At 39.7% G+C, this 19,659-nt stretch carries 22 protein-coding genes; 5 read left to right on the forward strand and 17 right to left on the reverse strand.

The features are described 5' to 3' along the window. Positions 1–78: 78 nt before the first annotated feature. From LIS78_RS16835 to LIS78_RS16855, 5 genes are all read left to right on the forward strand, one after another. The gene (locus LIS78_RS16835; RefSeq protein WP_252284024.1) at positions 79–1,065 is read left to right on the forward strand and encodes a glycerophosphodiester phosphodiesterase family protein; all 987 of its coding nucleotides are present in this window, start codon (positions 79–81) and stop codon (positions 1,063–1,065) included. 160 nt (positions 1,066–1,225) lie between these two features. Beyond that, entirely contained in the window at positions 1,226–2,608 is a 1,383-nt protein-coding gene (locus tag LIS78_RS16840; protein WP_252284025.1) for a PepSY-associated TM helix domain-containing protein, read from the forward strand. A 29-nt stretch (positions 2,609–2,637) separates the two neighbouring features. Continuing rightward, positions 2,638–3,102: a FixH family protein gene (locus tag LIS78_RS16845; RefSeq protein WP_252284026.1), complete on the forward strand. Its 465-nt coding sequence runs from the start codon at positions 2,638–2,640 to the stop codon at positions 3,100–3,102. Between the two features lie 140 nt (positions 3,103–3,242). Then, on the forward strand, positions 3,243–3,665 hold the full coding sequence (locus tag LIS78_RS16850) for a NucA/NucB deoxyribonuclease domain-containing protein (protein ID WP_013057949.1): 423 nt from the start codon (positions 3,243–3,245) through the stop codon (positions 3,663–3,665). A gap of 152 nt (positions 3,666–3,817) precedes the next feature. Then, positions 3,818–4,171, forward strand: coding sequence for a DUF1516 family protein (locus tag LIS78_RS16855; protein WP_245210603.1), 354 nt, complete (start codon positions 3,818–3,820; stop codon positions 4,169–4,171). Between the two features lie 38 nt (positions 4,172–4,209). Here LIS78_RS16855 and LIS78_RS16860 read toward each other — a convergent pair whose 3' ends face one another. The 17 genes from LIS78_RS16860 to LIS78_RS16940 all read right to left on the reverse strand — a co-directional run bounded on the left by LIS78_RS16860 (position 4,210) and on the right by LIS78_RS16940 (position 19,633). Then, complete coding sequence (locus tag LIS78_RS16860) at positions 4,210–4,800, reverse strand: hypothetical protein (protein WP_195782613.1); 591 nt, start codon at positions 4,798–4,800, stop codon at positions 4,210–4,212. 157 nt (positions 4,801–4,957) lie between these two features. Then, positions 4,958–5,614: a TetR/AcrR family transcriptional regulator gene (locus tag LIS78_RS16865; protein WP_252284027.1), complete on the reverse strand. Its 657-nt coding sequence runs from the start codon at positions 5,612–5,614 to the stop codon at positions 4,958–4,960. Between the two features lie 23 nt (positions 5,615–5,637). Beyond that, positions 5,638–6,915, reverse strand: a complete 1,278-nt coding sequence (locus LIS78_RS16870; protein ID WP_252284028.1) for a glycosyltransferase — start codon at positions 6,913–6,915, stop codon at positions 5,638–5,640. Positions 6,916–7,079: 164 nt separating this feature from the next. Next, positions 7,080–7,565: a hypothetical protein gene (locus LIS78_RS16875; protein WP_209150134.1), complete on the reverse strand. Its 486-nt coding sequence runs from the start codon at positions 7,563–7,565 to the stop codon at positions 7,080–7,082. An 81-nt stretch (positions 7,566–7,646) separates the two neighbouring features. Continuing rightward, on the reverse strand, positions 7,647–8,315 hold the full coding sequence (fsa, locus tag LIS78_RS16880; protein ID WP_116076436.1) for a fructose-6-phosphate aldolase: 669 nt from the start codon (positions 8,313–8,315) through the stop codon (positions 7,647–7,649). A gap of 49 nt (positions 8,316–8,364) precedes the next feature. Further along, positions 8,365–9,258: a phosphogluconate dehydrogenase (NAD(+)-dependent, decarboxylating) gene (gnd, locus tag LIS78_RS16885; protein ID WP_195782609.1), complete on the reverse strand. Its 894-nt coding sequence runs from the start codon at positions 9,256–9,258 to the stop codon at positions 8,365–8,367. A gap of 38 nt (positions 9,259–9,296) precedes the next feature. After that, positions 9,297–11,291 carry a transketolase gene (tkt, locus tag LIS78_RS16890; protein ID WP_252284029.1) on the reverse strand — a complete coding sequence of 665 codons (1,995 nt, stop codon included), beginning with the start codon at positions 11,289–11,291 and terminating at the stop codon, positions 9,297–9,299. A gap of 28 nt (positions 11,292–11,319) precedes the next feature. Further along, complete coding sequence (gene zwf / locus LIS78_RS16895) at positions 11,320–12,822, reverse strand: glucose-6-phosphate dehydrogenase (protein WP_209150136.1); 1,503 nt, start codon at positions 12,820–12,822, stop codon at positions 11,320–11,322. A 440-nt stretch (positions 12,823–13,262) separates the two neighbouring features. Beyond that, positions 13,263–13,685 (reverse strand): hypothetical protein, encoded by a 423-nt coding sequence (locus LIS78_RS16900; RefSeq protein WP_252284030.1) that lies wholly within the window; start codon positions 13,683–13,685, stop codon positions 13,263–13,265. 217 nt (positions 13,686–13,902) lie between these two features. Then, complete coding sequence (locus LIS78_RS16905; RefSeq protein WP_209150140.1) at positions 13,903–14,757, reverse strand: GAF domain-containing protein; 855 nt, start codon at positions 14,755–14,757, stop codon at positions 13,903–13,905. 350 nt (positions 14,758–15,107) lie between these two features. Beyond that, the gene (locus LIS78_RS16910; protein WP_252284031.1) at positions 15,108–15,674 is read right to left on the reverse strand and encodes a GNAT family N-acetyltransferase; all 567 of its coding nucleotides are present in this window, start codon (positions 15,672–15,674) and stop codon (positions 15,108–15,110) included. 233 nt (positions 15,675–15,907) lie between these two features. Continuing rightward, positions 15,908–16,297, reverse strand: a complete 390-nt coding sequence (locus LIS78_RS16915) for a VOC family protein (protein ID WP_209150144.1) — start codon at positions 16,295–16,297, stop codon at positions 15,908–15,910. 5 nt (positions 16,298–16,302) lie between these two features. After that, complete coding sequence (locus LIS78_RS16920) at positions 16,303–16,803, reverse strand: shikimate kinase (RefSeq protein ID WP_252284032.1); 501 nt, start codon at positions 16,801–16,803, stop codon at positions 16,303–16,305. Positions 16,804–16,875: 72 nt separating this feature from the next. Continuing rightward, on the reverse strand, positions 16,876–17,328 hold the full coding sequence (locus LIS78_RS16925; RefSeq protein WP_245210605.1) for a hypothetical protein: 453 nt from the start codon (positions 17,326–17,328) through the stop codon (positions 16,876–16,878). A gap of 191 nt (positions 17,329–17,519) precedes the next feature. Next, a complete protein-coding gene (locus LIS78_RS16930; RefSeq protein ID WP_252284033.1) occupies positions 17,520–17,720 on the reverse strand; it encodes a hypothetical protein in 201 nt (66 codons plus the stop codon). A gap of 132 nt (positions 17,721–17,852) precedes the next feature. Then, positions 17,853–18,548 (reverse strand): ABC transporter ATP-binding protein, encoded by a 696-nt coding sequence (locus tag LIS78_RS16935; protein WP_209150151.1) that lies wholly within the window; start codon positions 18,546–18,548, stop codon positions 17,853–17,855. Continuing rightward, complete coding sequence (locus LIS78_RS16940) at positions 18,548–19,633, reverse strand: ABC transporter permease (RefSeq protein ID WP_252284034.1); 1,086 nt, start codon at positions 19,631–19,633, stop codon at positions 18,548–18,550. The genes LIS78_RS16935 and LIS78_RS16940 overlap by 1 nt, the downstream gene beginning before the upstream one ends. Between the last annotated feature and the right edge of the window lie 26 nt (positions 19,634–19,659).

The following is a 19,659-nucleotide window of genomic DNA, read 5'->3' on the forward strand; positions in this document are numbered from 1 at the left end:
ATATTGAAAATGAGAACGAATTCTTATAGGATTTTTTAGAAGTAAGAATTAATATGTAATAACTACCTGGGGGATGCCATGAATTTTTTAAGAGCGCTTTTTAAACGAAAATCTGTATGGTTTATTTTGATAGGAATCGCTGTTTTTGTATACATAAACAATAGCTCTTTATTGACAAAAAGAAGCGGACAGCCTCTCCTTCTTGCTCATAGAGGCGTAGCTCAAACGTTTAATATAAAAGGTCTTCAAAACGATACGTGTACAGCGGAACGCATCTACAAACCTGAGCATTCTTTTTTAGAAAATACGATTCCTTCTATAAAACAAGCCTTTAAAGACGGAGCTGATATTGTTGAGCTCGACGTTCATATTACAAAAGACAATCAGTTTGCTGTGTTCCATGATTGGACTCTCGATTGCCGGACGAACGGAACAGGCGTAACACGAGATTACACCATGGCAGAATTAAAAAAGCTTGATATTGGGTACGGCTACACGGCAGACGGAGGAAAAACGCATCCTTTTCGCGGCAAAGGAGTTAACCTTATGCCTTCTCTAGCCGAAGTGATGAAATACTTTCCGCACAAATCCTTTCTTATTCACGTAAAAAGCAATGATCCTGAAGAAGGAAAAAAACTAGCAAAGTACTTGTCACAGCTCTCTAGAAAACGCTTAAAAAACATCACTGTGTACGGAGGAGACGAGCCTATTGATTCGCTGAAAAAAGCGATGCCCAACCTAAAAGTTATGTCAAAAGCAACGATGAAATCTTGTCTTATTCCGTATATAGCAACCGGGTGGACCGGATACGTGCCTAAAGCATGCAAAAACACTGAACTACATATACCTGAAAAGATCGGACCTTTTCTATGGGGATGGCCAAACCGATTTTTAAACCGAATGGATCACATCAATACCCGGACTATTATTGTAGGCGGAAACGGAAGCGAATTTTCCACTGGATTTGATTCTGCCAAAGACATAAAACGCCTTCCGGATAATTATTCAGGTGGAATTTGGACAAATCGTATTGACCGTCTAGGTCCTTATTATAAAAAGAAATAAATGAAAAAGCATCTGCCCTTTCTACGTCAAGCAGATGCTTTTTTTATTAGCACCTTCCTCTTATAAGTCCCAACAATCACTCTCAGGGGTGATGGCTAATCCTCCCTTTCCTTCTATAATAAAAGCACGCTAGTTAGTAAAAAGGAGGAAAAGAGAAAAAATGATGCAGGAAAAGCAAGAAGAGACAAAGAGTACAAATAAAAAAAGCACGGCGCGTTCTCAAGGTCTATACAAAGCCATATGGCGCTGGCATTTTTATGCAGGTTTAGTGTTTACTCCGCTTCTTCTTATATTAGCTGTTACTGGCGGCATGTATTTATTCAAGCCTCAAATTGAGGAAAGACTGTACCACGACTTGTATCATGTGCAAGTTCAGTCACAGTACGTATCTCCTTCAGCACAAGTACAGGCTGTAAAGGAAAAGTATCCAGGCGCTGACGTGTTGACTTATAAGCCCAGTGATCGCTCCACTCGTTCTTCAGAAGTAGGAATTTCATTAAAAGACCATACATATACGATTTTTGTTAACCCTCACAATGGTCACATCATAGGAAAATTAGATGATTCGAGTCGCTTAATGAATCAAATTGAAGAATTTCACGGAGAGCTGATGGCAGGAACAGCCGGTGATCGTATCGTAGAACTTGCGGCCTGCTGGGCGATTGTCTTAATTGTAACCGGCGCCTTTTTGTGGTGGCCACGGAAAAAAGACAAAATAAAAGGTGTGCTGATTCCTCGTTTTTCAAAAGGTAAAAACGTGCTTGCACGAGACCTTCATGCGGTACCGGCCTTTTGGATTTCAGCCGGGATGCTTTTTCTCGTACTAACGGGACTTCCGTGGTCAGGACTGTGGGGTAATGCGTTTCAGCAAATCGCCACAAACGCAGGCGTTGGGTACCCTCCGTCTATTTGGGTAGGCAGTGCTCCTACTTCAACCGTGCAAACAAAAGATGTAGCGGACGTGCCTTGGGGAGCTGAAACGTTAGAAGTTCCAAGCTCCACAGCTCAGCAATATACAAAAGTATCGCTTGATGACATTGTCACGATTGCAAAAGAACGGCATATTCACGACGGCTACACGATTTCTATACCGCAAGAACCTCAAGGTGTGTATACGCTCTCTGTTTTTTCACCAAAAGCACAGGATGAAGCAACCATTCACCTTGATCAATATACCGGCGCCGTTTTAGCAGATTACCGGTACGGCAATTATGGATTTATGGGCAAATTGATTGCGCTTGGCATTACGCTTCATAAAGGCACACAGTTTGGATTTATGAATCAGCTTATTGGTCTTATTATGTGTATTGGAATTGCTGGTATCGTGATCAGCGGATCCTTCCTGTGGTGGAGGCGAAAACCAGCTAAAAACATGGGGGCTCCTAAAGTTCCTGAAGGAAATGCAATGCGAATCGTGACGTGTATAATCGTGGTGTTTGGTATCCTCTTTCCTTTAGTTGGACTGTCCTTGGTTATGGTGTGGCTTTTAGATTTCTTTGTCATCAAACGAATTCCAGCATTGAAGCGGTTTTTAAACGCATGATGCATGAAACGATGTGAGGTGCAGTAACAATGAACAAATGGAAAATACCCGGATTGGTCATACTCAGTACGATTTTACTTTCCGCGTGCTCTGTAAACAGTAACGCAGACCAGCTCTACAAGCAGCCAAAGCCTCTGTCTGCGCATGTGATGCTTCCCGAAACTATAAAACCGCAGAGCACACAAGTGCTAGAAGTACATGTGATGCAAGAAAATAAAACGGTGGATGATGCAAAAAGCGTTCAGTTCAAAGTGTGGAAAACAGATGCCCCTGAGAAAGTTCAAGTAGCCAATGCGCACTATAACGGCAGTATGTATACAGCCAAAGCAACGTTTGAAGAGGATGGTATTTACTACATTAAAACGGATATTAACGCGCGCGGTGAACATATCCTTCCTACTTACCAAGTCGCAGTGGACAAATTATCGAAAGAAGATTTGCGTTCACTGCAGCCAGCTGAAAACGAAACGCATCATCATCACTCTCACCATTAGACATAAGCTCACGCTCAGCTGCTGAACGTGAGTTTATATTTTTCTTATGGATTCTAGCTAGTTCCATTATATGTTTTTACATTTTTTTCTTATTACTTTAAAATAAAAGTGATAAACGTTTTATAAAGGAGTTTTACAGATTGAAAAAAATTGTTTCTGGTATTTTAATTTTAGTATTAGCCGTTATTGTTATGATTGAAGGAAATCCGTTAGAGCAGAACTCTTCAACGAATACCTCCTACGATGAAGTAATTACCTTCCCTGCTGATCGTTACCCTGAAACTGCAGCGCACATTCAACATGCAATCGATAAAGGAAAATCAGCTGTTTGTACAATTGACCGAGACGGGGCTGAGGAAAACCGCCGTGAATCTTTAAAAGGCATTCCGACTAAAAGCGGCTATGACCGAGATGAGTTTCCGATGGCCTTTTGTGAAGAAGGCGGAAGCGGAGCAGATATTGAATATGTAAAGCCTTCAGACAACCGAGGCGCGGGGTCTTGGATCTCCCATCAAGTAGATGAGTTTCCGGACGGCACGAAGGTGTTAATTGAAGTGAAGTAAAAAAGAATGGTCATGATGGCCGTTCTTTTTTTTGGTGAGAGTCTGTATAAAAAAAGAATAAAACCGAAAAATTGCTCTTGCCTAAAGATACTTTTCACTTTTAAAATAAAGACGTGTGCTTTACATATACGCATCATCGTTTTATAGGAGGAATGAGTTTCTTGGACAATCTATGGCAGCAGTTACTTCCTGCCTCATGGCAATTAACTTTATTTATTTTCTTTTTTGCTTATATACTGCGCTACAAACAAGAGAATAAATTCAGCACGCAGCTTCATTTGCTGCTCAAGTTTCTTTATGCCGTTATTTTGATTTTAAATGCGGTGTTGTTTTTACTGGAAAGTCAGCGCGATTTTCTTTTTTATGCAACGCTTTTCATGAGTATCCTAACAATTATTTTGATGGAGTTCACGCTTTCTGCAAAAAAACAGAACGAGCTTGATTTTATTTCAGCCGTTTCTTGCTGTGTTCTTCCGATTTTTATCTCTTTACTTGAAGTTAATTAATGAAATGAAGGCCCCTGATAATCAGAGGCCTTTTTAAATTATTGATCTTTGTTGTTGCGGTCCATCATATCTTTTGGATCTTCTACAATATCTTCTCGGTCACGGTTATTGTCTTTTTCATCATCTCTATACATCTTGTCATTTTTATCTACGCCAGGTATATTATTGTTGTTCATGTTATCTAGACCTGTGTTTACAAACGCTACGTATACTTTGTCGATTTTATTATCTGCTTCTCTCACACGATCCGCAATTTTTTGTTCAAAATCCGTTGAGACTTCATGGTAAGTATCGCCGTTAAACGTTACGTTGTTGACCTTGCCGTTATCATTGTTGTCCGCTGCGTCATTTCCAGCTAAGTCTACCGTTACATAAGCCTTATTATTATCGCGAAGTACATACGCATCATCAACTTCTTTCATATCCTCTACATTTTGCGCTGCTTCAACTGATTTCGTTGGCTGGTCAGTGTTATCCATTGGGATATTGTTATCAACCCCGTCGTTTGTAGAAGTGTTGCGTAAGTCATTTTGAGTATTGTCCATTGCATTATTGTCCTTATTTCCTCCGCACGCAGCTAAGCCTGAAAGGAAAAGAACTGAAGAAGCAATGATAAGTCCTTTTTTCATTTTTTCCATCTCCTTAAATATAGTTTGCAGTCGTATTATGCTTAATTTTTGCAAAACTATTCACAGGAGACGAGACGAAGAAGTGAAAACCTTTTTTCTAAACATACTTAACGCTGTTAGCATTACTATAAGGAACATTTCAAGATTGCAACTGGACTTATTCACCTAACAGCTTCCGGACAGCTATTGACAGCGTATTTATATGACGTTCTACGTTTACCTCCTCTGCAACTTGTTTCTGTTCATCGAGGTTGTAAACCGGCGCTGGATTTTGTGTAATTCCGTTGATTGTTGTAGCCATAAAAGCTAGCAAATCATCTGTTGGTACAGCCGAAGAGAAATTATTCACTTTTATTTGTTCCGTGATAAAGTCGTGAAGCTTCTTTTGAATATATTTAAGGTTAGATACTTCAACTAGCTGATCTTCGATTTTCATAAAACGCTGAGGGTCTTTTGAATACAACGCTACTAGCTCAAAGTAAATTTCTCCTCCTGCTGTCATCGATTCTTGGATATGTTCTCCAATATACATGATGAAATCATGCAGCATTTCAAAGGGATCTTTCTTTGTCTGAAGTAGGGCTTCGATTTTATCTTTTACTTTATAGCTGACACTTTCTTGATTAAGAAGTCCGACAAATACTTCATCAAGGTTTGAAAAATATTTGTACACCCCTCCTTGACTCATTCCAGATTCCAGAACGATATCTCGCATGGCTACATCATGTACAGGTTTGTTCATGCATACTCTTTTGGCCGCTTCTAAAATTTCTTGCTTCTTTTTTTCAGCGTACCCTTCCGTTACTTTTGGCATTTTCTTTTCACGCTCGCTTATTTTTATTTATTCCAGAATGCGTGGAGTGTATTAATAATCACTTGAGCTGCTTTTTCTGCTCCCTTTTCCGCTCGAATTTGTTTTCCAACTTCTTTTGCTTTGGATCGAATTTCATTCATTTGCGTATAGGAAATAGCTGCTGATAGTTTTTCAGCCGTTAATTCTTTTCTCGGGATTGCTTTTGATCCAATCCCTAGCTCATGAATTTTTCTTCCCCAGGCAAATTGATCATTTCCATAAGGGACAATAACGCTCGGCACACCGGCTCGTAGACTTGCGGCTGTTGTACCTGCTCCTCCATGATGAACAACAGCAGACATTTTAGGAAACAGCCACTCATGAGGAACGCCTTTTATAAATAAAATATCATCTGTCATCTCTTCAGCATGGCTCATTCCAATTCCTCCTGTATTGATGATACCTCGTTTCCCGGCAAGTTTTAAAGCTTTAATCACTAAAGCAGTCGTTTCGTCTGCGTTTTTTTTATCACCAACACTTCCAAATCCAACATAAACTGGCGGCTCTCCGGCTTCTAAAAACTCTGCCAACTTTTCTTCCGGCTGATAGCTATGGTCACTTTCCATAAACCAATTCCCGTAGCAATGAACGTGTTTAGGCCAATCTTTAGATACGGGAAATACGGTTGGACTTGATGAAATAATTGTTGGATTAGCTGCTGTACGCTGCTTTGGGTAAGGACATGAAAAATCGTTTGGTCCTTCTCCATGCTGCTGAACCCAATATTTTTTTAAAGGGCCACTTACGACCTTCCAAAACCCCCATTCAAAAATATGATGTGTCAGCTTGTTGTATATTTTTCCAAATCGTGGTCGGTCGTAAAAAATTAGAGCTGGATAATCTTTTGTTGGTGTCATTGGAAAAGGGCTGGCTAAGATGCTTGGTATATTCATCTCTTTAGCAGCAAAATAGCCAATTGCTGCGCCTGGATGATATACAATTGCATCCGCTCCTGTGCAGGCTTTGTGCAAATCTTCTTGTATATTAACCATCATACCCATCATCTTTTCATTTTTTAAACTTGAAAAGAATTTGAGCGGGCTGTCTGCATTAATAGCATCGTCTGCTGCACCGCTTTCTATAATTTTGGAAACATCACCTCGAAGCGATGCAAATTCGAATCCATAAGGTTCTATTAAATTTTGATAAGATTCAGAAGCTGCAATCCTTACGCGGTATCCTCTCTTTTTTAATTCTACTCCCAAAGCCATAAAAGGCTGTGTATCTCCGCGAGTTCCTGTTGTTAACATCGTAATAAGCATAATTTGGCCTCCTCATAAAAACGACAAAAATGTCACTTTTATAAATTCCTTTATTTCCCTAAAGAGAAATCAACTCTTTAGGGAAATAGAAAAAAGGCGCTTCGCGTTTCAAACGAAGCACCTTTTTTCTCTAATAGCTATGACTTTTAATTCACTTTTTTAAGTTAAACTGCTCGCGGGGCAGCTAACTTCTCAATAGGGGCTTGTTCAATGTCTGCTGCTGGTACATTTAGTAATTTTTCTAAAACAGTCGTTAGGCCCTTATTTGTCTCATTACTTTTTTTGCAGTCATTAATATGCTGATTTAATTGATTTTTATAAGCCTCTGTATGAATGAGCCACTGACTTAAAAGCTCTTTCGTCGCCTTTCTTTCCTCTTCGCTTTTAGCGCCGAATAAGCTTTCCATATCAGGCTCTTGAATAACCAGCTTACTAAAATCTTCGCTTACTGCAAGCCAAAAATAGTTTTGTTCGTATTCGTAATATCGATGTTCTTTTAATAAAAAGTAGCCAATTTTAAATTCAATTCGATAAAATGGCTGATTTGCTTCTGGTGCATGAAGACTTTTAAAGTTAATATGCTCTGCGTCGTCTACATAAAGCTCTGAACCGTATTGGGTTTTAATAATCTTCGCGTCTACTGTATTCATGATGTTTACCTCTTTAGGGATATTAGCTTCAGAGAACGTGAACATCCTCTTTTTAGAATGCGCACGTTCTTTATCTTTTGCTTAGTTTTGAACAGCGTTTTTCCAATCAGCTGCAAATTTTTCAATTCCTTGTTCTGTTAAAGGATGTTTGACAAGCTGCTCGATTACTGAATACGGAATGGTTGCAATATGAGCTCCGGCAAGAGCTACGCGTGTAACGTGATCCGGGTGTCTTACAGAAGCCGCAATGATTTGAGAGTCGATGTTTTGAATGCGGAACAGCTCGGCAATTTTAGCCACAAGCTGTACGCCGTCTTCTGAAATATCATCAAGGCGACCAAGGAACGGAGATACATATGTTGCACCTGCACGAGCTGCTAAAAGCGCTTGGTTTACAGTGAAAATAAGCGTTACATTTGTTTTTACGCCCTTTTTAGCAAGGTAGCGAGTTGCTTCTAACCCAGCGATTGTCATTGGAAGCTTAATCGTAATGTTTTGGTCTCCGCCGTTGATTTTAATTAATTCTTCTGCCTGCGCAATCATTTCTTCTGCTGTTTCCGCATCTGGCGTCACTTCTGCTGAAACGGATTCTACTTCTGGCACCGTTTTTAAAATCTCTTCGATACGATCTTCAAACTTTACGCCTTCTTTTGCCACAAGAGAAGGGTTTGTTGTGACTCCCGATAAAACGCCCACTTTATATGCTTTTTTAATATCGTCAAGATTTGCAGTATCAATAAAAAATTTCATCTTTTCATTCCTCCATTAGTTTTTTTTACTATACCCACTATTTCACTTGTTATTTCTTTTCTACTGCATGCCCGCCAAATTCGTTTCGAAGCGCAGAAACTACCTTTCCTGTAAACGTATCATCTTCAAGAGAGCGATAGCGCATTAGTAAAGACATGGCAATAACCGGGGTAGCTGTTTGAAGGTCTAGAGCCGTTTCTACCGTCCATTTTCCTTCACCAGAAGAATTCATAACTCCCTTGATGCCATCTAGTTTCGCATCTTTAGAGAATGCATTTTCTGTTAATTCCATTAGCCATGAACGAATAACAGACCCGTTGTTCCATACTCTCGCCACTTTTGCGTAGTCATAGTCGAACTGGCTTTTTTCAAGGACTTCAAATCCTTCACCAATCGCAGCCATCATACCGTATTCGATGCCGTTATGAACCATTTTTAAAAAGTGGCCGCTGCCTGCACCGCCAGCGTATAGATATCCGTTTTCTACTGCTGTATCCCGGAAAATTGGTTCAACAATTTCCCACGCTTCACGATCTCCGCCAATCATATAGCAAGCTCCGTTACGAGCGCCTTCCATTCCGCCGGATGTTCCAACATCCATAAAGCTGATTTTATATTCTTTTAACTCGTTATAACGTCCAATTGATTCTTTATAATGAGAGTTTCCAGCTTCAATTACGATATCTCCTTCAGCTAAAAGAGGCGTAATTTCACTTATAACAGAATCAACAACCGTATGAGGAACCATCAGCCATACGACTCTGGGCGTTTCTAATGACCGCACAAGCTCTTGCAAGCTTGATGCCCCTAAAGCTCCGTACTCTTTCATTTGTTCGACTGCTTTTGAATTTACGTCAAATGCTACAACGTCATGACGCTGATCTAATAAGTTTTGTCCTAAGTTAATCCCCATTTTCCCTAAACCAACTAATCCTACTTTCATGTGAACAGCTCCTTCTATTTATCTTTTCATCTTCTTATTTAAGCCTTTAGCAATTCTTTTGCTTGTGCCACTACATTTTCTTCTGTAAATCCAAATAGCTTCATAACATCAGCTCCGGTTCCTGAAGCACCAAATGTGTCAACTGCTAATACTTTTCCTTTTGGCCCTACAAAACGTTCCCAGCCAAGTGAAATTCCCATTTCTAGAGAGATTCGTTTTGAAACAGACTCAGGCAAGATACGCTCTTGATACTCTTTTGACTGTTTGTTAAACAGCTCCCAGCTAGGCATTGCTACAACTCGAACAGCTACGCCTTCACGCTCTAGCTGAGCTTTAGCACTGACCGCTAGCGCTACTTCAGAACCTGTAGCGATGAAAATCAGCTCCGGCTTATCGTTTGTTTCTGTTAACACATAGGCTCCTTTAGATAAGTCGTTGATATTTCGTTTTGTTTCTTCAAATACAGGCAAATTTTGACGGCTAAGCACTAAGGCTACAGGACCTTCCATTTGCTGAAGCGCGTAAGCCCAAGCGCTTGCTGTTTCGTTTGCATCAGACGGACGAATAACTGTAAGCCCCGGAATTGCGCGAAGAGAAGCTAAATGTTCAACGGGCTCATGAGTTGGTCCATCTTCTCCTACTGCAAGCGAATCATGGGTAAACACATATGTGACCGGCAGCTTTTGCAGTGCGGCTAAGCGAATTGCTGGACGCAAGTAATCATTAAAAACAAAAAACGTGCTGACAAACGGCTTCACTCCGCCGTGAAGAGCCATTCCATTACCGGCCGCTCCCATTGCATGTTCACGTACTCCGAAATAAATATTTCGATTACCGAAATATCCGGGTGCGTAAGGGCCTTCTTCTTTAATGTCCGTCATCGTGGAATGCGATAAATCAGCGCTTCCTCCAAAAATAGATGACACAGATTTAGTGAAATAGTTAATAGCTTCTCCGCTTGCAACGCGAGTCGAAACCGCTTTTTCTGATAAAAATGTTAAAATATCATTCACTTCAATTAACGCTTCGCGCGTGATGGCACGTTCTAATTCATCTGCAAGTAAAGGATATTCTTTTTGGTAAGAAGCGAATAGTTTGTTCCACTCAGCTTCTGTTTTCATCCCTTTTTTTGCTAAGCTTTCAAAATGTTCTTTTACTTCTTCTGGAACATAGAAGTTTTCTTCAGACACCCAGCCGTAGGCTTGTTTTGTTGCTTTTGCTTCTTCTGCTCCAAGCGGATTGCCGTGTGCTTTATTTGTTCCTGCTACTTTCGGACTTCCGTATCCAATAATTGTTCTCACTTCTATGAGTGTTGGCTGTTCTTTGTGCTGCTTAGCTTTTTCGATTGCTTTTGTAATCTCATCTACGTCATTTCCATCTTCTACACGCAAATACTGCCAGTTTGCAGATTCCGCTCTTTTTTGGATATTTTCGCTAAATGAAAGATTTAATTCCCCGTCTAACGAAATATCGTTGGAGTCATATAAAGCGATAAGTTTGCCAAGCTTCATATGTCCAGCCATTGACATCGCTTCATAAGAGATGCCTTCCATCAAGTCGCCATCTCCTACTAACGTGTACGTATAGTGATCAATGACGGGGAAATTTGGCTGATTAAATTTCGCCGCTAAGTGCGCTTCTGCCATTGCCATTCCGACTGCATTTGCAATTCCTTGACCTAAAGGCCCTGTCGTTGCTTCCACACCATCCGTATGGCCAAATTCAGGATGTCCCGGTGTTTTACTTTGTAGCTTGCGGAAACTTTTTAAATCATCTATTGATACATTGTATCTGCTTAGATGAAGCATGCTATACAGCAAGCTTGAACCATGCCCCGCTGACAAAATAAAACGATCTCGGTTAAACCAGCTTGAATTTGCCGGATTATGCTGTAAGTGATTCGCCCATAGCGCATAGGTCATCGGAGCAGCTCCCATCGGAAGTCCAGGGTGGCCTGAATTGGCTGCGTTCACCGCGTCAATTGACAGGGTGCGAATCGTATTAACTGCAAGTGTGTCTATGTTGGTACTCATGTGTCATCCTTCTTTCGCTTTGTTTGTATTAAACTGGCTGCACTTCGCGTGATTGGCTCGCTGTTTCTTCATCCAACCACCATTTAAAACCGTCTTTTTCTAAAAGTGCGTTTGCTGCATCAGGTCCTTGTGAACCAGCAGCATATCTATAAAGAGGCACAGTATTTTCCTCAAACGCTTCCAGAAGCGGCTGAATCCATTCCCATGCTAGCTCTACTTCTTTCCAGTGAGCAAAAAATGTAGAATCTCCGGCACATGCATCTGCAATGAGACGCTCATATGCTTCCGGTGCACCTTCTTGCTGACCTGTAAAATTAATTTGTACAGGCTCAAGATGACCATGATTAAATGGGTTTTTACTGTTCAATTGCAGCGTAATATTTTCATGCGGGTTAATTTCAATAATCAAAAGGTTTGGAGATGGTGTTTCTCCTTTTTCTAAGTAAAGCTCTTTTAACGAGTCTTTAAATTCAATGACAATTCGGGTTGCTTTTTCCGCCATTCTTTTTCCTGTACGAATGTAGAAAGGAACGCCTTTCCAAAGCGAATTATCGATATATAATCTGGCTGCTAAAAATGTGTCCGTTTGGGAAGATGCTGAAACACCGGGCTCATTTACATAGCTCGTCACTAAAGCCCCGTTTATTTCTCCAGCCTCATATTGACCTCGAACAACGTCTAAATCCATATCTTCTTTTACAAGCGGACGAAGCGCTTTTAACACATTTATTTTTTCATTTCGAATATCATCGGCGCTAATGTGAGCCGGTAAGTGCATGGCCGTCATCATCAACATTTGCAGCATGTGATTTTGGACCATATCTCGAATGGCTCCTGAATGGTCGTAATAGCTTGCTCTTTCCTCTACTCCGACCGTTTCACTAGCTGTAATTTGTATATTCGCAATATGCTCGTTATTCCATAGCGATTGAAGAATAGGATTAGCGAATTCGAGCGCTTCTAAATTTTGCACCATCGACTTGCCAAGATAGTGGTCAATGCGGTAAATCTCCTCTTCTTTAAACGCTTTGCTTAAGTTCTGGTTTAATTGTCGAGCTGATTGTAAATCATGACCAAATGGTTTTTCAATAATTAACCGTTTCCAACCTTTTGTAGCACCTAAGCCACTGTCTTTAATATGCTCGGCAATCGTACCGAAAAATTCCGGTGCAACGGAGAGATAAAACATTCGATTGCTTGGAATGTTTAGTTCTGCTTCGCGTGCTTCTACCAAATTTAATAGACTTTTATAGTCTTCATCATTCGTTGCATCTAATTGGCTGTAGCGAAAAGCTGAAAGAAAATGCTGCATAAGAGACGAATCCTTTTCGACGCGGCGTGAAAAAGTATGAATCGATTCCTTTACTTTCCCCTGAAAATCAGCATCGGGCATCTCCCTTCTGCCTAGGCCAATAACAGAAATTGATTTAGGAATTTTCCCGTCTACAAATAAATTATAGAGTGCAGGATAAATTTTACGTTTCGCTAAATCACCTGTTGAACCGAATAAAACAAAAGTCATCGCTTCCATATCTCTTCCTCCTGTTAGGGAAAATATAATGTTTAAAAGTAACTTTTCTTTCACTTGTTACTTTATGTAACGTATCTTAATCCTGAAATATTTTTTCGTCAAGATATTAGACTCGTAAAAAATCATTTCAATTTTCTTTTTTTCTTCAAACCTTATAACAGCTGATCTTAGATAATTTATGGAAAAATAACACAAATACTTTTTAGTTGAATTTAGAAAATAAAATTGCTTTAATGAATTTGATGGAATTGTATGAAACTAAGAATATACATATGTGTCAGGCAAAAATAACAAAAGGTGGGAGTGATATGAAAGCTCAACCAATGAATATGTTTGAAAACCTATCTGTTTTTTACATAGAAAAATTGTAAAATGATTCAAAGGAAAAAGAAGAAGTTGACCTCTTTCTTTTAAGCTACACGCACGCTTTAGCTTTACCTTTAATGCGCGGCTATAATAAGAAGTGTAAGCATCATATAGAGGTTAAAAACAGCAAGTAAAACAAGAACAGTATAGACTAGTTTTCTACCTGTTTTGCCTAAAAAGTAGACGTTGACTAAAGTAACATACACGCCTGCTGCGCATAAAATAAACGCAAGAAACTCTTTACACTCATTCAATGTCATTTGAAAATTTTGATTATAGTAAATTCGGAGATCCTTACTAACGGCGAACGGCACGGTCCACCACCTGATCAAAATTCCAATAAACATAAGTATCCCTATTGTGTTTAACGTGGACTGAAGTGTTCTCCGCTGTTTCTTTTTCATATTCACATCTGTTTGTGCGGACCTTTTGAAGTTTACTCGCATGTATTTCCCCCCATGATGTTTTTGCATACAACAAAAAAGATCATCAGCCATACGCAGGCCTCTCCCACGGCTATTTCTTACACCACCAAAAGATGCGTAATGATCATCACGCAAGGCTTCAATGAAGTTATATTCTTTATCTATATTCACTTTATGCTGCATTTGATGCTTTCACATCTTCTGAGCATACCAGCTTGTTTTTTTCGTTTCGTATTGAATTATATACATACACAAAAATAAGCCCTGGCTGATAGAGCCAAGGCTTGCTTCATGTTTTGATTAAGTTATACCCCACACATTGAAGAGCTTGTTGAATATTTTTCACGACTTTTAACTGTAAGTTTCTCAAATCATGATTTTTAATTTGCTCTTTCGCAAATGTGGGCGTTACACCTGTTATAACTGCTTGAGCGCCCATGAGCTGAAGTGCTGTAATCATTTTAAAGAAGAAATTCGGAAACTCTTTTTCTCTCAGAAGCAGCTTCGATAAATCAATGATAAAGTAATCTATTTCATTATGAGCTGCATCGTGAAGCACATCTGTCATAATCTGATCCGCACGCTCTTTATCAATAATACCTTGAAGAGAAAGAATCGAAACACCTTCTGTAATCGGAATAATTGGGACACTTAAAAATCCCATCTGATATCGTGTTTCATCCAGATCGATCATATGGGATAAGATACCTACCATTGATTGTAAAAAAGCGATATCTTCTCCTGAAAATTCTTTTTCTTCCTTGTCCATTACACAGAGTGTTCCAAATACATTTCCTTTTAAATCTTTTAATGTAACACCTAAAAAACCTTTTACCTGCAATTGATTCGTTACTTCTAGCTGTCTGGTAACGGCATCCTTCATCAGATTTGCCGTATGCATAACGTCTCCGTCATTCATAATGATTAAGCGGCAGTATGTACCTCCGTATTCAACGCTGTATCCTTCAGGAATAATCTCTTCCTTCTCGTTATATGAGCTGAGGACCGTCATCGCTGTTTCTCCTCTTCTAGTTACGTACGTTGTGCTGACATTCAGCTGTTTGGTAATAACCTCAAATAATTTTTGCGAAACAGACCGCAGTGAATAAAAATGAGGAACTTTATTTTCTCCATCAACGTTCATCTAGTTACCTCCATCGCAACTATCATTCTCTCTGCCATAAGTGCATTCTTTCATAAAGATACGCACAGCTTGGCTATAACTTTTTTGTAGTATGAGAGAGTACGGCTATATTGCCTCTTTTCTATCTTATACATGCTAGATTTGACATATGACATAATTTCACATAAGAAAAACTTCTTCCGTTCATGAAGGAAGAAGTTTTAAATTATATAAAAATCTTACACGTCCCCGTCTTCCCTCTATTCCCCGTATTAGGATATATCAAACTAAACTGCCTAGTTCAATTATGGATAAAAAACAAACGTTTACAGGAAAACATTCTATACAATGAAAACATAGCACACAGGGTATTAGAGCTCCTGCTTCATCTTTTTGTTCCATTCTCTTCGCAGAATTCCCATTTTGACGCTATCAAAATATTCACCGTTTACGATACGTGCTTCTCTGACTCTCGCTTCTTCTTTCATACCTATTTTTGCCGCTGTTTTGATCATTCTGATATTGCCTGACCACGTAGACATGCCGAGTCTATGCAAAGGTGTAAACTCAAATAAAAAGTCGATCCACATACCATAAGCTTCTGATCCATATCCTCCGCTCCAATAGTCTGAATCGTAAATGACAATTCCAGTTTCCAGCCAGTTTGTACGTTTGTCCACCCAGTAACAGTTCACTGTTCCCACAGCTGTTTCATCAATAATAACCGCAAGCATTCGGGGAACTGATGGATAAATCTCATACTCTTCTTCCCGTGAATTCATATACTTTTCTTTCGTAAGCTTTCGATCTGATATGTACGGAGCATTCCATTTTTTCGCTTCTTGTTTTTTCTCTTCATATTTCCAGTAATAGAGCGTATTAGCATCTTCTTGTGTCGCTTCTCTTAGCAACACTTTTTTTCCTATTAGTTTTATCATGAGAGGCATTACTCCTTGATTTATGAAATGGCTTATTACATTCTAGAAACTTAAAGCGAATCTTAATACACATTTGTACAATCATAGCGTTGAATAATGAAGAAAAGGAGTAAATTTATAAAGAATATTATTGCTACTGCCATTCAGCAGATGAAAATGAAAAGTAACTTATCCTGCTTTGCCTGTAAAACACCGAGACAATATATATGCTCCCGGTGTTTTTTATTTTTGCTCTATTTATTATTCGTGTTTTCCATAACTGCAAAATAATTATCTTCACTGTCTGAAAAGTTAAAGACTTTTCCTGAAGGCATAGATACGATTTCTCCCACCGTTACGCCTTTAGCTGTTAAATCTCTGTATAATTCATCCACATTCTCTGTAAAAAACATCAGTGAAGGAGTCCCAACATTTAATTCTGGCTGCATTTTTGCTATTAGCTGTTTGTTATGAAGGATAATGGTTGTTTCGGCACCCGCTACCGGTGCCAGCTCAATCCACCTCATGCCTTGTTCATTATCTTGTTCGGAAATAACTTGAAATCCCATTTTGTCTTTCCAAAATTTTAACGCTTGATCTTGATCGTTTACATATACCATAATTTGACCGACTTTTGTAATCATTGCTTTCACTCCTTTGATATAGATGAAATAATTTCTTCCGCTACGGTATCTGCTGACTTTTCCTTTGTGTAGATCGTTTGCTTTGCCAACTTTTGATTTGATGGATGCGTTACAAAATGTTTGTTAAGTTCAAAGACGTCTTTGTCATCCGTTACTTGATGGAGTCTTTGATGCAATATCTGTATGGACTCTTCTTTGTCAGCACTTGGAAGCAGTAAAAAAAGAGACTGGTAAGGTTTTAAGGTCTTTTCCACTTGTTGAAACAGCTTTATGTCTTCATACACCGAGTGGCCGGCGCCAAAATCAATTACCGCATGTTTGTACTCTTCTAGTATTCTTTTAACGGCATAGGCTTCAAACGGCTTCCAATAGGCGTACATGCCTTGAAATCCTTGTTTTTCTCGAATATGTTGCTGTGTTTCTTTGCTGAATCCTATCTCGTGATAGTAGGAAAATCGCACTTCATCCATTGAGCACTGAGGAATCTTTAGTTTTTTTGCCACCATTTCACTGACCGTCGTTTTTCCAGCGCACATAGGTACAATGAGAATAATAGGGGTTTTGCATATGCTCTCTCCTTATTTCACTTCCAGCACAAACGCGTACAACGCATCTCCATTGGATACATTTTTTTGATTTTTATCCATCCACCATACTGAATATGAGTAGTAGTAAGTACCTCTTTCAGAAGGTGCTTTCATCTTATTTTTCTTTAGTGGTACGTCCACTTCATTTTTGTTTTGTATTTGTACCATATGCCTCTCGTTAGGCTGCGGCTTTTGTTTGATAATAAGCGCTAGCGGTTCATTTGCTTTAACTTCAATAGGCTTTTCTGTTTTTAACAATTCTAAAGGGCCTGCTTTATCCACACACGTCTCTTTCCAGCAGTATGTGCCAACTTTTGTTTCATAAAGGTGGTTGTTTGCTTCGAGATACGCTTTTGGCGGGGATTCTTCAAGAAATCCACTGCTCGAACATCCTGTAAAGCTTGCCATGATAAGTCCACATGCAGCTGTCTTCCGTTTCTTCATCATTTCATCACCTTTTTACTATTTCTTCATTGTTCTGTTATTTCCTGTTTCTTACTTTCTTCCTTTCTAAATAGCATTGTTTTATTTTCACTACACGCTTTTTAATGAAATGGAATATGAATAACTAACTAATCTACTAACGAAGTGATGCTGCAGGGGCAGAATTGGAACATCATTAGAAACGGCAGGGGCTATGGATTGGAAACCACAGGAGAAATTAACTTATTTAACAAAGAACAAGAAAGTGCGTCTGCTTGGTACACCGCTGCTGATTTCCGTGCAAGGCTTCGCTTTCCGCGGACGGCCGATGAGCCTCCTCGTCGGTTGGGCTCCTGCGGGGTCTCATCCCTTCCGCTTTTCCCGAAGAAGTCTTCGCCCTGCCCTCCAATCAACAGCCAGAAGCAACTAAACAAATGAAAGGTCCGTTCACCATAACAACAAAAAAATACGAACTATCAATCAATAATTTTGATCATTAGTTCGCATGTCATTTCAACTAAAATATTTTGTTTTAACCTCTTTTTTTAGGCTTTTACGCTATTTGATTCTACTAATTTTCCATCTTCCATCCACACAACACGATCACATAAATCCAGCATTCTTTGGTCGTGGGTAACCATTACAGCTGACTTCCCCCTCAGCTTTACTTCATCTGCGAGCATTTGCACGACTGCTCTTCCTCGCTCTGAATCCAAGCTTGCCGTAGGCTCGTCTGCGAATATAATTTCAGGGTTATTCATCCACGCTCTTGCAATCGCTACCCGCTGGCGCTCTCCTCCCGATAAACTTTCAGGATAGTGATGCTTGCGGTGAGCAAGTCCCAGCTTTTCGAGCAAATGATCCGCTCTTTTTTTTGCTTCTTTATTTCGATTTCCTTCTAGTTCGGTTACAAGAAGCAGCTGATCGCGAACCGTTAAATACGGGATTAAATTAGCTGATTGAAAGATAAAGCCGATTTTCTTCAAGCGGATGCTGTTCATTTGCGCTGAAGACATTTTATTAATCTCATCCCCATCAATAATCACGCGTCCGCTAGACGCTGAAAGCAGCGCCCCTGCAATCGATAAAAAGGTACTTTTCCCAGAACCAGAAGGACCTACAATAGCCACAAGCTCTCCAGCTTTGACACGGAGCGATAGGTCACTCAACACAACTACAGAGTTCTCTCCGCCTCCAAAAGACTTGCTAACACATTCTAAAACTAATTTTTCTTCACTCATTAAACAGCCCTCCCAATCGCTTCAACCGCATCTACTTTTGCTACGCGATACAGCGATAATAATGAACTTAGTACAGAAACAGCTACAAACAGCGCCGAACAGCCTGCGATTAGCGACAGGTCTAAGTCAAACGGCATGGAATCCGGCAATACGGCAGCTACTCCGTATGTCAGCCCAATACTAATAACAAGGCTGCATAAAGTTAAGACAACGACTTGAGATAAAATCGTCCGCGCTAAATAGCTTGTCTTTGCCCCTATGGCTTTTAACACACCAAATTGATTCATTTTTTGAAGCGTCATTACATAGAAAAAAACGGCTAATACAAAAGCTCCAATGATAAAAAGAAACGCGACCATCATTAAAAGCGATCCCTGCTCTTCTTGATAACCTGGAATTCCTTTTAACGCTTCATCTTTACTGATTATGTCAATGTCAGCTACCTTTTTTTGAAGAGCATGTGCTTGTTTATCATTCGTGTTTAATACCACTGCGTTAAAAGCACCTGTGCTTCCAAGCGTATTCCATTCATTAATATTAATATGAATGACAGGCGCGTGACTAAACGACTGATTCTGTGTAAAACCAACAATTGTAAAGCTTTTTCCTGAAGCCTTATCTTTTATCGTATCACCGAGCTTTACTCCTTCTTCTTTTAGCGAAGAGTCCGCCACGGCTTCATGTTCAGAATTCTCTGTAATCATCTTCCCTTCCGTTACGTTCGGAGCTAAAAAGCCGCTTGTGCTTACGGCAAAAAACGAGGCGTCTATTTTTTTCTCTTTTCCTTCATTTATAACAGCCGTCATCGTAACGCCAAGCGGCTCAGCTTTTTTCTTGCCGCTGATTTGCTGAATATCTTTTGTTTTGGTTGCTGATAAAACAGAGCGCGTCAGGCGCTGATCCGCTTCTTTTTGAAGTACAACGTAATTTCCTTTCATTTCTTGAACAGCTGAAGCATTGTCAGAGGAAAGCCCCTTTGCTAAGCCTGATACAAAAAGCACAAGCCATACAATTAACACCATAATCACGCCAATGAGTAAGTAGCGCAGCTTCGCATGTTTTAATTCACGTAAAGCCAAAAACATCTTTCTTTCATCTCCTTTTTTAATTC

The sequence above is a fragment of the Priestia megaterium genome (assembly GCF_023824195.1).
Taxonomy (GTDB): domain Bacteria; phylum Bacillota; class Bacilli; order Bacillales; family Bacillaceae_H; genus Priestia; species Priestia megaterium_D.

Coding starts and splice junctions, on each gene's coding strand:
- LIS78_RS16900 (WP_252284030.1), bottom strand. CDS start 13,685: ATGGCTGATGATCTTTTTTGTTGTATGCAAAAACATCATGGGGGGAAA.
- LIS78_RS16840 (WP_252284025.1), top strand. CDS start 1,226: ATGATGCAGGAAAAGCAAGAAGAGACAAAGAGTACAAATAAAAAAAGC.
- LIS78_RS16915 (WP_209150144.1), bottom strand. CDS start 16,297: ATGATTACAAAAGTCGGTCAAATTATGGTATATGTAAACGATCAAGAT.
- LIS78_RS16860 (WP_195782613.1), bottom strand. CDS start 4,800: ATGAAAAAAGGACTTATCATTGCTTCTTCAGTTCTTTTCCTTTCAGGC.
- tkt (WP_252284029.1), bottom strand. CDS start 11,291: ATGAGTACCAACATAGACACACTTGCAGTTAATACGATTCGCACCCTG.
- LIS78_RS16935 (WP_209150151.1), bottom strand. CDS start 18,548: ATGAGTGAAGAAAAATTAGTTTTAGAATGTGTTAGCAAGTCTTTTGGA.
- LIS78_RS16910 (WP_252284031.1), bottom strand. CDS start 15,674: ATGATAAAACTAATAGGAAAAAAAGTGTTGCTAAGAGAAGCGACACAA.
- LIS78_RS16940 (WP_252284034.1), bottom strand. CDS start 19,633: ATGTTTTTGGCTTTACGTGAATTAAAACATGCGAAGCTGCGCTACTTA.
- LIS78_RS16845 (WP_252284026.1), top strand. CDS start 2,638: ATGAACAAATGGAAAATACCCGGATTGGTCATACTCAGTACGATTTTA.
- fsa (WP_116076436.1), bottom strand. CDS start 8,315: ATGAAATTTTTTATTGATACTGCAAATCTTGACGATATTAAAAAAGCA.
- LIS78_RS16865 (WP_252284027.1), bottom strand. CDS start 5,614: ATGCCAAAAGTAACGGAAGGGTACGCTGAAAAAAAGAAGCAAGAAATT.
- LIS78_RS16920 (WP_252284032.1), bottom strand. CDS start 16,803: ATGGTGGCAAAAAAACTAAAGATTCCTCAGTGCTCAATGGATGAAGTG.
- LIS78_RS16925 (WP_245210605.1), bottom strand. CDS start 17,328: ATGAAGAAACGGAAGACAGCTGCATGTGGACTTATCATGGCAAGCTTT.
- LIS78_RS16875 (WP_209150134.1), bottom strand. CDS start 7,565: ATGAATACAGTAGACGCGAAGATTATTAAAACCCAATACGGTTCAGAG.
- gnd (WP_195782609.1), bottom strand. CDS start 9,258: ATGAAAGTAGGATTAGTTGGTTTAGGGAAAATGGGGATTAACTTAGGA.
- LIS78_RS16855 (WP_245210603.1), top strand. CDS start 3,818: ATGAGTTTCTTGGACAATCTATGGCAGCAGTTACTTCCTGCCTCATGG.
- LIS78_RS16905 (WP_209150140.1), bottom strand. CDS start 14,757: ATGAACGTTGATGGAGAAAATAAAGTTCCTCATTTTTATTCACTGCGG.
- LIS78_RS16870 (WP_252284028.1), bottom strand. CDS start 6,915: ATGCTTATTACGATGTTAACAACAGGAACTCGCGGAGATACACAGCCT.
- LIS78_RS16835 (WP_252284024.1), top strand. CDS start 79: ATGAATTTTTTAAGAGCGCTTTTTAAACGAAAATCTGTATGGTTTATT.
- zwf (WP_209150136.1), bottom strand. CDS start 12,822: ATGGAAGCGATGACTTTTGTTTTATTCGGTTCAACAGGTGATTTAGCG.